Source organism: Paraburkholderia elongata, assembly GCF_013177735.1.
GTDB lineage: Bacteria > Pseudomonadota > Gammaproteobacteria > Burkholderiales > Burkholderiaceae > Paraburkholderia > Paraburkholderia elongata.
In genome coordinates, this window is the sequence record NZ_WOEZ01000092.1 from 1 (window position 1) to 14,873 (window position 14,873).

A 14,873-nucleotide genomic window follows, 5' to 3' on the forward strand; every position below is an offset into this window, starting at 1 on the left:
GGCCCTTCCCAGAGCGCAGTTTTATGTGCAGACCGCCATTACGCCGGAGCTTTCGCTGGCGGCGCAATATTTCTTCGAGTTCGAGCACAACCTGCTGCCGGAAGGCGGAACCTATCTCGGCCTGTCGGACTTCCTGTTCTACGGACCTTCACAGTTGCTGGGAGCCGTTCCTCATGGCGACGACTTCAGGCCGAAGAACGTCGACAACAACTTTGGCGTTCGAGCGACCTGGAGCCCGTCGTTTCTCGCGGGCGGCAATCTCGGCTTTTACTATCGTCGACTCGATGAGGCGCAGCCGTGGGTGCTGTTCGGTCAGAATCCGGCAACGGGGGCGTCCAACTACCATCTTGCGTACAACCAGGGCACGCAGTTGTTCGGCGTCAGTGCGGAAGCGGGTATTGGCATTTTGAGTACCGGGTTCGAGGTTTCGTATCGTCACAACACGGCATTGAATTCGGTTGCAGGTCCTCAACCTGCCGACCTGTCCGGTAGCTCGGGAGCTCGCGGGGATACGATTAACCTGATCGGCAATGCGATGATGCCGTTGAGCAAGACGCCGTTTTACGAAGGGGGCTTCGCCTTGGCGGAAGTCGCCTTTACCCAAAGGGTTGGCTCGATCAAGAATGCGGCGCTCTATAACGGAACGAGCAACCTGGCGGCGTGCCCGACGGGAAGCAAATGGGACGGCTGTTCGACGAACAGTTCGGTCGTCGCGGCGATGCAGTTCGACCCGCAATGGTTGCAAGTATTTCCCGGAGTCGACCTCGATATGCCGGTGTTCGTGATGTACGGGCTTTACGGCAACACGCCGTCCCTGTCCACCGCCATCGGGAATCAGGGCGCGCTCATCTATACGGTCGGGTTGCACGCAGCGGTCTACAACAAATACAACATTACGTTGCAATACAACGGGTACCACAGCCATACGAGCGGATCGACCAGTTTTGCGCCCGGTGGCCCTGCCTTTTACGCCGGCGGGAACGGAGCGTTCATGTGGAATGACAAGCCGTGGATTTCCCTCACGCTGCAGACCACGTTCTAGCTCAGTCACGAGATCGGCGCCAGGGTGCTTGTGTAGTTGCCTTGGCGCGATCGTTGGGTCCGTTGCGTGGTTGATGGGGTTGCGCCGACGAGCCTGTATCCAAGGCAGGTCGGCGCAACCTCGCGACAAGCGCCGCTCGCCGGAACAGCATGTGCGTACTCCGGCGATCGGGCTTCAAAGCGTTATTCAAGTCTAGCGTCGGGGTCTGTTGACTGCTGCTGCAGCGTCTCGAGGCGTGCATGTCGCGCCAGATGGAAGTCGATGCCGCCGAACTCGTTTTCGAGCGCGGTCGCACGCTTGAAGTAGTGACCAAGCGCCAGCTCATCGGTCATGCCCATCGCGCCGTGTAGCTGCACCGCGTTCTGCCCGACGAACCGGCAGGCCTTCGCGATCGTCACCTTGGCCGCCGACACGGCACGCGCGCGATCCGATGCGGCGTCTGACAGCGACAAGGTCGCGAGGTACATCGCCGAGATCGCCATCTCCACGTGCAGATACATGTCGACCATGCGATGTTGCAGCGCCTGAAAACTCGCCAGAGGCTGACCGAACTGGCGCCGCTCCTGCGTGTACGACACCGTGTCCGAATGCATGCGTTTCAGCACGCCGACTGCCTCCGCGCAAATCGCGGCAATTGCCTCGTCGCTGACCAGTTCAATGAGCGGTAGAGAAGTGCCGTCGTCACCGAGCAGCGCGTCCGGCGATAGTTCGACATTCTCGAACACGATGTCGGACGCCCGTCTGCCGTCGATGGTCGGGTAATCGATTGTCGACACGCCGGCGGCATCCTTGTCGACCAAAAAAAGCGAGATGCCGTCATGATCGTCCGGGGCGCCTGACGTCCGCGCGGTTACGAGCAGCTTCGACGCCCAGGGTGCGGCCATGACAACGGTTTTCCGACCGTCGAGCCGCCAGCCACCGCCTGTCCGGCGGCGCGCACTCGTGGCAACCTTCGATAGCCGATACCCGGCACCGCCTTCGGACCACGCGCATGCGATGATCGAGTCTCCTGCGGCGATATCGGCCATCACGGCGTTGGCGAGCGTCCCGCCAACGCGTTTGAGGACGCCCGAGGCCATGATGCAGGTCTCGAGAAACGGCTCGACGAAGATCACCGAACCGAGTTCTTCCATCACGATCATGGTTTCGACGGCGCCGCCGCCGAAACCGCCCGCCTGCTCGGGCAGCGTGACCGCAAGCAGGCCCAGGTCCCGAGCCAGTGCGTGCCACATGTCACGGCGCCAGCCCGCGTCGGACAGCGTGGCGTCGCGCCGAGCCTCAAAATCGTAGTGATCGCGCAGGAACGATTGCAAGGTTCCTCGCAGCAAATTCTGCTCTTCCGTAAAATCGAAATTCACGTTTGATCTCCTCATGCTCATTAAGGTACGGACCGACTCGCTTTTCATGAGGACCATTGCGGTCCTCTCGAGTTGTCGTCAGCTCTTTGGAGAAGCATCGTCGAAATCGATGCATCGCCATCCTGGCCCCGGTGCGGAGCCAATAACGTCTTATCAGTGCAGACCCAATGCCGCCTTGGCCAGGATGTTGCGCTGGACTTCGTTTGAGCCGGCATAGATCGATCCGGCCCGATCGTTGAAATAACGCAGCGGGGCGAGCACGGCCGCTTGTGGTCCGACGTGTGGCCCGGTGGTGTGCCACAACTTCACTGGGCCACCGGGGCACGCCGCCTGCGGCTGAAATGCGCGACCGTAATGACCCGCCGCTTCCATCCCGAGCTCGGTCAAGTGCTGGCTCAACTCGGTCCCGAGGATCTTCATGACCGATGCGTTGGTCCCGGGCGATCGTCCCGCCGATAGCGCAGACATTGTCCTGAGTTCGTACACTTCGAGCGCCGCGATGCGAATGCGCGCAGCGGCGAGCTTGCTGGCGAAATGCGGATCGTCGATCAGTCGATCTGTCGTCTCGCCTGGCACGGTTTCCGCGAACTGGCGCAGGTTGTCGAGCATGTCGTGCAGCTCCGGCGTGTAGGCGGTACCGCCACGTTCGAATTCGAGCACGAATTTGGCGACGGTCCACCCGGCGCCGATCGTGCCGATAACATTGGCCTTCGGTACGCGAACCTGATCGAAGAACACCTGGTTCTGGATGTGCTCGCCCGACGACATCACGATTGGCTGGATACTGATGCCGGGAGTGCGCATGTCGATCAGCACGAAGGTGATACCGAGCTGCGGTTTTTCCTCTCGTGACGTCCGGACGAGACAGAAGATCCAGTTCGCATCTTGCGCATGTGTTGCCCAAATCTTGGAGCCGTCGCAGACGAGATCGTCGCCGTCTTCACGCGCACGCATCGTCAGCGACGCGAGATCGGAGCCCGATTGCGGCTCGGAATAACCCTGACACCAGATATGTTCGCCGCTCAGCATGCGCGGCAGGAAGTACGCCTTCTGAGCAGGGGTTCCGAACTTGATCAATGCCGGCGCACACATCTGGATGCCCATCGGCGACAGCGGCGGCGCGCCTGCGGCTACCCGTTCCCGGGCGAACAGGTAGCGTTGCGCCGCACTCCAGCCGCAGCCTCCGTACTCGACCGGCCAGGCCGGCGCCGCCCACCCTTTGGCGGCGAGGATATGCTGCCATTGCATAGCCGCCTGGTGATCGGCGTAGACGCTCGTCATCAGACGGCCGGCCGCGCGCAGTTCGTCGGTCAAATGGACGGCGAAGAACGCGCGCACTTCGTCGCGAAAAGCCAGATCCGAGTCACTCCATTGCAAATCCATCTCTTTGCCTCCGAAATCTCTTTGGATAAAAGCGCCATGCATGACTGCGCCATGCTCGAGCTACCGATTGATGTCATTGCTCGACACGCGGAGCGGACCGGGCAAGCCACGCACGAACGACCGGGCGATACCGACATCGCGTCGCCCACTTGGAGCCGATGGCAGGTAGGGAGGCGGCCACGGTATCAGGCGAGGCAGATGGTAAGCGTCGGCGAAATGGCGGTCATCGTCGGTTGTGACGATTTGCATACTGCGCACGCGAGCCTTGACATGTCGCGTCGCGATTGTGTCCGATCGCGGACGGGTGAAATCCACATTGGAGCCCTAGTCGCCCGAAGAGGGATTGCATACCATCGATTCCATCCAAATGCGTTTGTCTTTTTCTAAGCCCACGGAACGATCCATGTCCCAGTCCTCGTCGAATGACCACGCTGTTCGCCTACGCCGCGTCGCCACACGCACCCGCGGTCATCGGCAGGGGCCAGTCACGCGCCTGATGAGCCCATCGGATCTGGGCCAGACGTTGCGACCGTTCGTCTTTCTCGACCTGATCGATTTGACGGGTACGACACCGCATGGCGTGCATTTGCATCCGCATTCGGGTATCGCGACGCTCACCTGGATTCTCGAGGGCAATGTGGGTTTCGAGGATACATTGGGCCGCAGCGGAACGATTCCGCAGGGCGGGGTGGAGTGGATGCAGGCCGGAGGCGGCGCATGGCATGGAGGCGATTTTGGCGATGCCGATCGCGTCCGCGGGTTTCAGCTTTGGGTCGCGTTGCCGCCTGACATGGAACTGGGGGGGCCGGAAAGCATTTATCTGGAGCCCGGCGATATCGAACGTGATGGTCCAGTGACGGTGCTGCTGGGGCGATACGGCAGAGCGAGGAGTCCGCTGCAGACGCCTTCGCCGATCAACTATCTGTCGGTCAAGTTGAAGGCCGGGGAGCATTGGCGTTACGAGCCGCCCGAAGGGCATGCCGTCGGTTGGGCCGCTGTCAGCGTCGGAGAACTTTTGGTGCCGGACAAAGTGCAAGCCGGCGAGCTCGTGGTGTTCGACGAGTCGGAAGGCGCAATCGAGTTCCATGCCGAGACGGATGCCGAATTCGTATTCGGCTCGGCCGTCAAGCACCCTCACGATCTGGTGCTCGGCTATTACTCCGTCCACACGAGTGCAACTGCCCTGGAGGAAGGGGAGGCGCGCATTCGCGAGATCGGCATACGGTTGCGTGAGCAGGGGCGGCTTCGCTGAGCGCGCTTCACATTCGACAGCCGGGCTGCCGCTAGTGCGCGTGGCTGTCGTCAAAGCGCATCACGGCATGCCAACGCGACGGTCCGCACGCTGGTACCCGGCTGGCATCCTCGACACACGAAACAGGAGATTCCCCGGTGAAAATCACGCGCGTTGAGGTCGTGACGACTGTCATCCCGCAGGTCATCGGACGCTATAAGAGCCAGATGCCAGTGGTTGTGGTTCGTGTCCGAACCGATATCGGTATAGACGGCATCGGCCATACTTTCACCGTGACCACAGATTTTCAACGTTCGCTGACCGCGATGGTGCGCGAACTTGGCGAGCAGGTCGTCGGAGAAGATCCGCGCCGGATCGAGCATCTATTCGAAAAAATGGTTTATCCCGCCAATTTTGTCGGTCCGGGAGGTCTCCTAAACATTGCAGCGACCGCGATCGACATCGCGTTGTGGGATATCGTCGGCAAGGACTCGGGGCAGCCGCTCTGGCGCTTGCTGGGCGGATTTTCAGACCACGCGAGAACATATCAGAGCAGCATTGCAGTGGGCAGCAGACCGGATGTCCTTCAGCGCCAGGCCGCCGACTTGGTGGCGCAAGGGCATCGCGCGATCAAGATCAGACCGTACGCAGAGCGCGACGCACGGATCGAGCAGGTCGTCGCCCGTGTCCGCGCGATTCGCGAAGCGATCGGCTATGACATTGACCTGATGTACGACGTCAACCAGACCTGGACGCCTTCCCGGGCAATCAGAGTGGGTCGCGCGCTGGAAGAATTCGAGCTCTTCTGGCTCGAAGACCCGACGGCGATGCACGATATCGAGGGCCAGGCGGCTATCGCACAGGCCTTGGATGTCCCAATTTGTTCGGGGGAGTACCACTACAACCCCGTATCGTTGTTGCCGCTGCTCAAAGCGAGGGCGGTGGACTACCTGATGGTAGACATGTGCCGGATGGGCGGCATCACGCAATTCCGGAAAGCCGCCGCGTTGGCGGAGTCGTTCGCGGTTCCGGTGGCGAGCCATCTGATGCCGGAGGTCTTCGCGCATTGCATTGCCGCCGTGCCCAACGGCCTCATCGCCGAATGGATGGACTGGTCGACCATACTGTTCGACGGACTGCCGATTCTAACCGACGGGGTGCTGCACCTGAGCGAACGTCCCGGCCATGGCCTCACGTTGCTCGAAGACGTCGTGCAGAAATACCGGGTGGATTAGAGCGTGACCGTGCGAGCGGCCGAACAGGCCGCCGCATCTTGTCGCCGGCGAATCCTCCCGCTTTGTTTCCTGTGAACGCGCCCAGTCACGATGCGCGCATGCAATTTCGTCGGTTTCGACGACGTGCGAAATGTCCGCGAAATACAGAATGGGTTTGCCCGGTCGTTGAATGGCGGATCGGATCGATCCTGGTTGGCGCCTCGGCACGACGACGAAAGCGTACAGGCACATACCTGTGGCGACGGTGATGTTGGAACGATACATCGGTGCAATGAATTGGAGGAGACAGATGAAACTTCTGCTGACACTGACAGCGGCAGGCGTGATGGCGCTCGTCGGTACGCAAGTGAACGCTGCGCCCAGCGCGGCCGATGCGGCTCGTCTCGGGAAGACGCTCACGCCACTGGGCGCCGAACAGGCGGGCAGCAAGGACGGCGAGATTCCTGAGTGGACGGGCGGCCTGTGCCAGGCGCCGGCCGGATACAAGCCGAGCAGTGCCGACGGCGGCGCGCCTTACGTCAACCCGTTCGCCAACGAGAAGCCGCTGTTCTCGATCTCGGCGGCCAACGTCGACAAGTATGCGGACAGGCTTGATGACGGGCAGAAGGAATTGTTCAGGCGATACCCGAAGACATACCGGATGGAGGTCTATCCGACCCATCGTACCGCCTGCTTCCCCGACTGGGTCTACGAGAACACGATCAAGCGCGTGATGTCGCCCAGGCTCGTCGGCGATGGTCCGGGGCTGGAAGATGCGCATGCGCAGATTCCGTTTCCGATTCCGGCAACGGGGCAGGAGGCGCTTTACAACTTCTTCGCCCGATACTTTCCGGCGTACTACCGCGGCGACTATGAGGCGTGGCTGGTCGATTCGGCGGGCGACAAGATGCTCAGCACGCATGGGGTGCTGCAGTATTACATCGACTACTGGGACAACAGCAAAGCCAAGTCGAACCAGATGTACGCGCTCTCCAACGTCCACGTTGGGCCGCCGTCGCAGGCTGGGGAAATGGACATGCGGATCCAGTGGAAGCGGATGGACGAGCGAGAGCCGACGGCGTGGTTCTACACGCCGGGCCAGCGCCGGGTGCGGCTCGCACCGGAGTTCACGTACGACACGGTCGTGACGTCGAACAGTGGGATCTTCCTGTGGGACGAGACCAACGGTTTCGACGGCAAGATGGATCGGTTCGACTTCAAGCTGGTGGGCAAGAAGGAGCTCTACATTCCGTACAACGTCTACAAGTACCTGAATACGCCGGTCGACCAGTTGCTGCAAAAGAATCACGTCAATCCGGATAACTTGCGCTACGAACTGCACCGCGTCTGGGTCGTCGAAGCGACGCTCAAGGCGGGGGCGCGTCACGTCGACAGCAAGAAGGTGTTTTACCTGGATGAAGACAGCTGGGACATGGTCGGCTATGAAGGGTTTGATCATGCGGACAAGCTGGTGCGCGTGCTGTGGTTCCCGGTGTGGCAGGCGTACGACGTGCCGGCGCCGATGAACAACAATCAGCTGATTTACGATTTCGTGAAACAGAACTGGGCATTGGGTTCGTTCGGCGTGGGCGAAGGGTTCCATAAGCGTGGGCCACTGCCGGCGAACTACTTTACCGCCGATGCACTGGCCACCCGGGGAGTTCAATAGTGTGCCGCGCGACTCGTGACAGACAGGGGTGCCGCAAGCATGACGCGATCAACGCATAAGGAAAACCCATGAGCCATATTTCGACGGTCAAGGAATACTTCCGGCGTATAGATCGGGAATTTCCAGCCGAGCTGTTTATCGAGGACTTTCAGTTCTTCTTCCCCAAGTTCGGCATCGGCCGAGGTTTCGACGCATTGATGGAACTTGCGCGCGGCATAGAGCCGACCAGGCTAAGCAGCCTCCATCATGTCGATGATCTGCTCTATATCGAGCAAGGCAATCTCGTTGCGGCCGAAGGGACAACCGAAGGCACCAGCAGCGACAACGTGGAGTGGTGCGGCGGCCAGACGCCCGGCGGTCGCTTCTGCAGCATATTCGAGTTCAACGACGAAGGCTTGATCAAGCGAATGCATGTGTATCTCGACCCGGATTACACGGGCGCCGACACCGCGCGTTTCCTCTGGCCACAGCGCACGAAAGTCGAATGGTAAAGACAGGATGGGGATCGTGGCGCGGCTGCCAACCGGTCCCGTTCCGTCGAAGGCTCCGATTGCCGATCGGGTTTGCCTGTATCACCTCAACCAAGGAGGCGTGATATGAGAAACATGCAAGGCAAAGTTGTGATCGTCACGGGGGCTGCCAGCGGGCAGGGCGCCGCCGAGGCGAAGCTGTTCGCCGAGCACGGAGCGAAAGTCGTCGTCACCGATATAGATGAACGGGGCGAAGACATAGCGGCGAGCTTTGGCAGTTCCGGACACTTTGTTCGCCACGACGTTGGCGACGAAGGCGGTTGGGCCGAGGTGATGCGCCAAACGCTCGACCGCTTCGAGCGGATCGACGTCCTGGTGAACAATGCCGGCGTCTTTAAACCTGCCACTCTGATGGAAACCGACGTGACGCTGTGGCAGCTCCACTATCGCGTCAACCAGCTCGGCGTGTTCCTGGGCATGCGTGCGGCGTCTGAGGTCATGGTCAAGACGGGAGGCGGGGCGATCATCAATGTTTGTTCCAACGCTGCCTTGAACAACGTCCCGGGCATGTTTGCCTATGCAAGCACCAAGTGGGCGGTCCGCGGCATGACGAAGCTTGCGGCGTCGGAATTCGCGACGCTCGGCATACGCGTGAACTCGATTTATCCGGGAATCATCGACACGCCAATGCTTGGGCAAAATTCTGCTGAGCAGCTGACACACTACAAGAGCATGATTCCGATGCAGCGACTCGGGACGCCGGACGAAGTCGCGCGGCTGGTGCTGTTCCTGGCTTCGGACGACGCTTCCTACATTACCGGCGGTGAAGTGACCATTGACGGCGGCATCGGCTGAGGGCGGCACGATACCGCCGAGTGCGGGAGGTGCCGTCGGGCTCTGCGCGTGACGCAGCGAATCAACTGCAGAACACCCTACAACGTCGTTTTGTGCGGCGATAGAGCTGCGCGCCGGCATTTCAAGTCTCCGATTCTCTTCCTTCTCTTTCTCGAGTTGGCGCAAGCGACGCCCGCCACACGTGAGGGCTCGCTTCGCGTGTTCCGCCTCTGGTTAGCCCCTCTCCTCGGTTGCCTTACATGTGGCCTGCATCGGCACGAATGCGACGAGCATCCGATATGCGTTCGGCCGTGTTGCGGCACATCCGTTGACCTTCGTGCGCTGACGGCCCGGGCTGTTCCTGCCAGATCCGCTATCTAGGTTGCGCAACGCCATCAGATTCGTCGGTTTCGACGACGTGCGAAGCGTCCGCGAAATACAGAATGGGTTTGCCCGGTCGTTGAATGGCGGATCGGATCGATCCTGGTTGGTGCCTCGGCACGACGACGAAAGCGTGCAGGCACATACCTGTGGCGACGGTGATGTTGGAACGATACATCGGTGCAATGAATTGGAGGAGACAGATGAAACTTCTGCTGACACTGACAGCGGCAGGTGTGATGGCGCTCGTCGGTACGCAAGTGAACGCTGCGCCCAGCGCGGCCGATGCGGCTCGTCTCGGGAAGACGCTCACGCCACTGGGCGCCGAACAGGCGGGCAGCAAGGACGGCGAGATTCCTGAGTGGACGGGCGGCCTGTGCCAGGCGCCGGCCGGATACAAGCCGAGCAGTGCCGACGGCGGCGCGCCTTACGTCAACCCGTTCGCCAACGAGAAGCCGCTGTTCTCGATCTCGGCGGCCAACGTCGACAAGTATGCGGACAGGCTTGATGACGGGCAGAAGGAATTGTTCAGGCGATACCCGAAGACATACCGGATGGAGGTCTATCCGACCCATCGTACCGCCTGCTTCCCCGACTGGGTCTACGAGAACACGATCAAGCGCGTGATGTCGCCCAGGCTCGTCGGCGATGGTCCGGGGCTGGAAGATGCGCATGCGCAGATTCCGTTTCCGATTCCGGCAACGGGGCAGGAGGCGCTTTACAACTTCTTCGCCCGATACTTTCCGGCGTACTACCGCGGCGACTATGAGGCGTGGCTGGTCGATTCGGCGGGCGACAAGATGCTCAGCACGCATGGGGTGCTGCAGTATTACATCGACTACTGGGACAACAGCAAAGCCAAGTCGAACCAGATGTACGCGCTCTCCAACGTCCACGTTGGGCCGCCGTCGCAGGCTGGGGAAATGGACATGCGGATCCAGTGGAAGCGGATGGACGAGCGAGAGCCGACGGCGTGGTTCTACACGCCGGGCCAGCGCCGGGTGCGGCTCGCACCGGAGTTCACGTACGACACGGTCGTGACGTCGAACAGTGGGATCTTCCTGTGGGACGAGACCAACGGTTTCGACGGCAAGATGGATCGGTTCGACTTCAAGCTGGTGGGCAAGAAGGAGCTCTACATTCCGTACAACGTCTACAAGTACCTGAATACGCCGGTCGACCAGTTGCTGCAAAAGAATCACGTCAATCCGGATAACTTGCGCTACGAACTGCACCGCGTCTGGGTCGTCGAAGCGACGCTCAAGGCGGGGGCGCGTCACGTCGACAGCAAGAAGGTGTTTTACCTGGATGAAGACAGCTGGGACATGGTCGGCTATGAAGGGTTTGATCATGCGGACAAGCTGGTGCGCGTGCTGTGGTTCCCGGTGTGGCAGGCGTACGACGTGCCGGCGCCGATGAACAACAATCAGCTGATTTACGATTTCGTGAAACAGAACTGGGCATTGGGTTCGTTCGGCGTGGGCGAAGGGTTCCATAAGCGTGGGCCACTGCCGGCGAACTACTTTACCGCCGATGCACTGGCCACCCGGGGAGTTCAATAGTGTGCCGCGCGACTCGTGACAGGCGGAGGCACCGCATCGTTTCGTTCCGACGTGCGTCGCATTGCGCGGCCTTGCTGGTCTCGCTGGTGCTCATGTCCAGCGTAGCCTCTGGTGCACCGATGCAGGCCGACGGCAAGTTCGTGGATCCGCTGGATGTGTCTGCGCAAACCACGCGCTTCGCGGCCACGACGCAGCTCGGCGCAATCGCTCGGGCCGGATCGCGGCTCGTGGCGGTCGGGGTGCGGGGCCTGATCGTGCTGTCCGATGACGGCGGTGGGACCTGGCGCCAGGTCGCAAGTCCAGTCGGGTCGGATCTGGTTGCCGTCCGCTTCGTGTCGTCCCGACAGGGTTGGGCGTCGGGCCATGACGGCGTCATTCTCGCGACGACCGACGGCGGTGAGCACTGGGTCAAGCAGTTCGACGGCCGCGCGGCGGCAGATCTGCTGAAGGCGCATTTTGCCGCGCAGGCGACGAGCAGCGACACGGTCGCCGCTCGGTTGTTGAAGGAGATCACGCTCAACTACCAGAACGGTCCGACGATGCCGATGCTCGACCTGTCGTTCGAGAACGCGCAGACCGGGTGGGCGGTGGGGCCGTTCGGAACCATTCTCGGCACGCACGATGGTGGAAAGAGTTGGACGTCGTGGATCGAGAAGGTCGACAACGACAAGATGCTTCACTACACCGCTGTCAGCGACGTGGGGGGCGATGTTTATCTCGCGTCGGAGCGAGGCACGCTGTTCAAGCTCGACCGGCCCAAGGAACGTTTCATCGCAATCGCGACTGGCTATAACGGCAGCTTTCTGGGCGTGGTCGGTTCCCGCGGGTACGTCATCGCGTATGGCCTTGGCGGCTCCGCGTATCGCTCGCGAGATGGCGGAGTCAGCTGGCAGCGCCTGTCCACGGGCGTCCATGCAAGCCTGACGGGGGCATGCGTGCTCGACGACGGCCGGTTGCTGTTGGCAGCTCAGGATGGCCATCTGATCATGAGCGGCGACGAGGGAGATACGTTCCATTCCGTCGCCGTGCCGAGGCAGGACCTCATCACGGGCGTCGCACCTGCCGGCCGCAATCGGGTTGTACTGACGGGTCTCGGCGGCACGCAGATTGTCAACCTCCATTGAGTGAGTGATTCGTCATGAAGGCCGATACCAACGACAGCATCACCAGGCCGGTCGTGCGCGACCTTAATGAGTTCGATCGCGCGAGCGGAATATGGCTGGAACGCATTATCTTCAACAATCGTCCGGCACTGCTGCTCGTGTGTGTCTTTGCGACACTATTTCTCGGATGGCACGCGCTTCATCTGCGGGTGAACGCAAGTTTCGAGAAGATGCTTCCAAGCAGGCATCCGTACATTCAGAACTATCTTGAACATCAGGACGCATTGCGCGGACTTGGCAACGTGGTGCGTATTGTCGTGGAAAACAAGCGCGGCAATATCTTCGATAAGGATTACCTGGCGGTTCTGCAAAAGGTCAATGATACGGTCTACCTGATCCCCGGGGTGGACCGTTCTGCGATGCGCGGCCTGTGGACCACCAGCCTACGCTGGACGGAGGTCACCGAAGAGGGATACCGAGGCGGCCCCGTCATGCCGGACAACTTCGATGGCTCGCCCGCGAGCCTGGGGCAGCTCAGGATCAACATCGCGCGAGCGGGCGTCGTTGGCAGCTATGTGGCGAACGACCTGAAATCGAGCATGATCGTCGTGCCGCTGCTGGATTCCAATCCCGACACGCGCAAGCCGCTCGACTATGCGACGTTCTCGAGGGAATTGAAACGCAAGGTTCTGTCGCTGGAAAGTCCCTCGGTCGGCGTACACATTGTAGGTTTTGCCGAGATTGTCGGGGACCTGATCGACGGCTTGAGCCAGGTGATGATGTTCTTCGGAATCTCGGCTGCTATCGCCGGATTGTTCGTCTTTGCATTTACGCGGGACCTGCGCAGCACGCTGTTGTTGATCGGTGTATCAGCGCTGGCGGTGGTGTGGCTGCTTGGGCTCATGGAGCTGCTCGGTTACGCGCTCGATCCGTATTCGATTCTGGTGCCATTTCTGATCTTCGCGATCGGCCTGTCGCATGGCGCGCAAAAGATGAACGGCATCATGCAGGACATCGCGCAGGGCACACACCGTTACGTGGCGGCCCGCTACACGTTTCGTCGGCTCTTTCTCGCGGGTGTTACCGCGCTGCTGACCAACGTGGTCGGTTTTGCCGTGCTGATGGTGATCGACATTCCGGTCATCCACGATTTGGCGTTGACGACCAGTATCGGTGTGACGGTACTGATATTCACGAAGCTGATTCTGGTTCCCGTGTTGTTGTCGTACCTCGGCGTCGACGAGCAGGCCGCTGCCCGCAGACTTCAGGCGGAGCGAGCGGGCGAGGACCGCGATTGGGTGGCCCGTGTGTGGGCGTGTCTGCTGCATTTCACGTCGAGCAAGTGGGCGCAGGCCGCGATTGCGGTGTCGTTCGCAATCGGTGTCTCGGCCTTAGGGATCAGCCAGGAACTCAAGACGGGAGATCTGGATCCCGGCGCACCGGAGCTCCGCTCCGACTCGCGCTACAACCGTGACGATGCCTACGTCAAGGCCCATTATCGGTTGTCCAGCGATCAATTCGTCGTGATGCTCGTCACCCCGCCGGGGCAATGCAACAACTACGCGACGCTGATCGAACTCGATCGCATGGGAGCCAACCTGCGGCAGGTCGATGGCGTAAAGGGCACCGCTTCGGCCGCCGACATGGTGCGCCTCGCCACGGCCGGCCAGTTCGAGGGTAACCCGAAGTGGCTTTCGATTCCGCGGGATGCAAATGTCCTTAATACAGCGCTTGCGGATGTGTTGGCAGACCATCCGGAAATGGTCGATCAACGGTGCTCGGTGATGCCGCTGATTGCGTACCTTGGCGACCACAAGGCCGATACGCTTTCTCGCGTCGTGGCTTCCGCCGAGGCGTTCGGCAAGGCGCACAGTTCGCCTGAGCGCCAATTCGTGCTGGCAGCCGGCTCGGCCGGAATCGAGGCAGCGACGAACATCGTCGTCGAGCAGGCTCATCACCGCATGCTGGCGCTGCTCTATGCCGCGGTCGTAGCGCTGTGCCTGATCACGTTCCGCAACTGGCGGGCAGTCATCGTGGCACTGGTGCCGCTTCTGATTACGTCGGTGCTCTGCGAGGCATTGATGGTGGTTCTGGGGATCGGCGCAAAAGTGGCGACGCTGCCCGTGATCGCGCTGGGTGTTGGCGCCGGCGTCGACTACGCGCTGTATCTGTTGAGTGTGCAACTGAATTTGCAGCGTGCCGGCGTTCCGTTGCGAGAAGCGTACATGCGTTCCCTGCGGTTCACCGGGCGCGTGGTGGCCCTCGTCGGTTTGACGATGTCGGCTGGCGTGATCACCTGGATCTGGTCGCCGATCAAGTTTCAGGCGGACATGGGCATCCTGCTGACCTTCATGTTCCTCTGGAACATGGTCGGCGCACTCGTCCTCATTCCGTCGCTGTCGTACGTTCTGTTGCGGCGGCTCGGCGAGCGAAAGCGGGAAGCCGATCAGGCGCCGGCCTTGTCTTCGACGGCCACTGATGTATGAGCGCGGATGTCGATTCGTCCATTCAGCTCGGTAACACGCAGTGGGACGGGGTCGACGCGTGCGGGACGCAATGAGCAGAATTTCGCGCATGACGAAATGGATGTTTCGTCATCGAACCACGCGGAAAAATGGAACTCGGG

General features: G+C 61.0%; 11 protein-coding genes. 9 read left to right on the top strand and 2 right to left on the bottom strand.

Annotated features, from left to right (window positions below; genetic code table 11):
- The coding region (locus tag GNZ13_RS17820; RefSeq protein ID WP_172166753.1) for a DUF1302 family protein at window positions 1-1,042 on the top strand (1,042 nt) is incomplete at its 5' end.
- A 182-nt stretch (window positions 1,043-1,224) separates the two neighbouring features.
- Here GNZ13_RS17820 and GNZ13_RS17825 read toward each other — a convergent pair.
- Both GNZ13_RS17825 and GNZ13_RS17830 read right to left on the bottom strand, forming a co-directional pair.
- On the bottom strand, window positions 1,225-2,400 hold the full coding sequence (locus GNZ13_RS17825; RefSeq protein WP_172166754.1) for an acyl-CoA dehydrogenase family protein: 1,176 nt from the start codon (window positions 2,398-2,400) through the stop codon (window positions 1,225-1,227).
- 153 nt (window positions 2,401-2,553) lie between these two features.
- Window positions 2,554-3,783: an acyl-CoA dehydrogenase family protein gene (locus GNZ13_RS17830; protein WP_172166755.1), complete on the bottom strand. Its 1,230-nt coding sequence runs from the start codon at window positions 3,781-3,783 to the stop codon at window positions 2,554-2,556.
- A 403-nt stretch (window positions 3,784-4,186) separates the two neighbouring features.
- Between GNZ13_RS17830 and GNZ13_RS17835 the strand changes: the two genes are divergently transcribed.
- From GNZ13_RS17835 to GNZ13_RS17870, 8 genes are all read left to right on the top strand, one after another.
- Complete coding sequence (locus tag GNZ13_RS17835; protein ID WP_172166756.1) at window positions 4,187-5,035, top strand: pirin family protein; 849 nt, start codon at window positions 4,187-4,189, stop codon at window positions 5,033-5,035.
- Between the two features lie 137 nt (window positions 5,036-5,172).
- On the top strand, window positions 5,173-6,249 hold the full coding sequence (locus GNZ13_RS17840) for a mandelate racemase/muconate lactonizing enzyme family protein (protein ID WP_172166757.1): 1,077 nt from the start codon (window positions 5,173-5,175) through the stop codon (window positions 6,247-6,249).
- A 289-nt stretch (window positions 6,250-6,538) separates the two neighbouring features.
- Entirely contained in the window at window positions 6,539-7,897 is a 1,359-nt protein-coding gene (locus tag GNZ13_RS17845; RefSeq protein ID WP_216674899.1) for a DUF1329 domain-containing protein, read from the top strand.
- Between the two features lie 68 nt (window positions 7,898-7,965).
- A complete protein-coding gene (locus GNZ13_RS17850) occupies window positions 7,966-8,388 on the top strand; it encodes a nuclear transport factor 2 family protein (protein WP_172166759.1) in 423 nt (140 codons plus the stop codon).
- Window positions 8,389-8,502: 114 nt separating this feature from the next.
- Complete coding sequence (locus GNZ13_RS17855; RefSeq protein WP_236002065.1) at window positions 8,503-9,222, top strand: SDR family NAD(P)-dependent oxidoreductase; 720 nt, start codon at window positions 8,503-8,505, stop codon at window positions 9,220-9,222.
- Window positions 9,223-9,785: 563 nt separating this feature from the next.
- Window positions 9,786-11,144 carry a DUF1329 domain-containing protein gene (locus GNZ13_RS17860; protein WP_216674899.1) on the top strand — a complete coding sequence of 453 codons (1,359 nt, stop codon included), beginning with the start codon at window positions 9,786-9,788 and terminating at the stop codon, window positions 11,142-11,144.
- Window positions 11,145-11,236: 92 nt separating this feature from the next.
- Window positions 11,237-12,268 (top strand): WD40/YVTN/BNR-like repeat-containing protein, encoded by a 1,032-nt coding sequence (locus tag GNZ13_RS17865; protein WP_172166762.1) that lies wholly within the window; start codon window positions 11,237-11,239, stop codon window positions 12,266-12,268.
- Between the two features lie 14 nt (window positions 12,269-12,282).
- Window positions 12,283-14,733, top strand: a complete 2,451-nt coding sequence (locus GNZ13_RS17870; protein ID WP_172166764.1) for an efflux RND transporter permease subunit — start codon at window positions 12,283-12,285, stop codon at window positions 14,731-14,733.
- The last annotated feature ends 140 nt before the right edge of the window (window positions 14,734-14,873 follow it).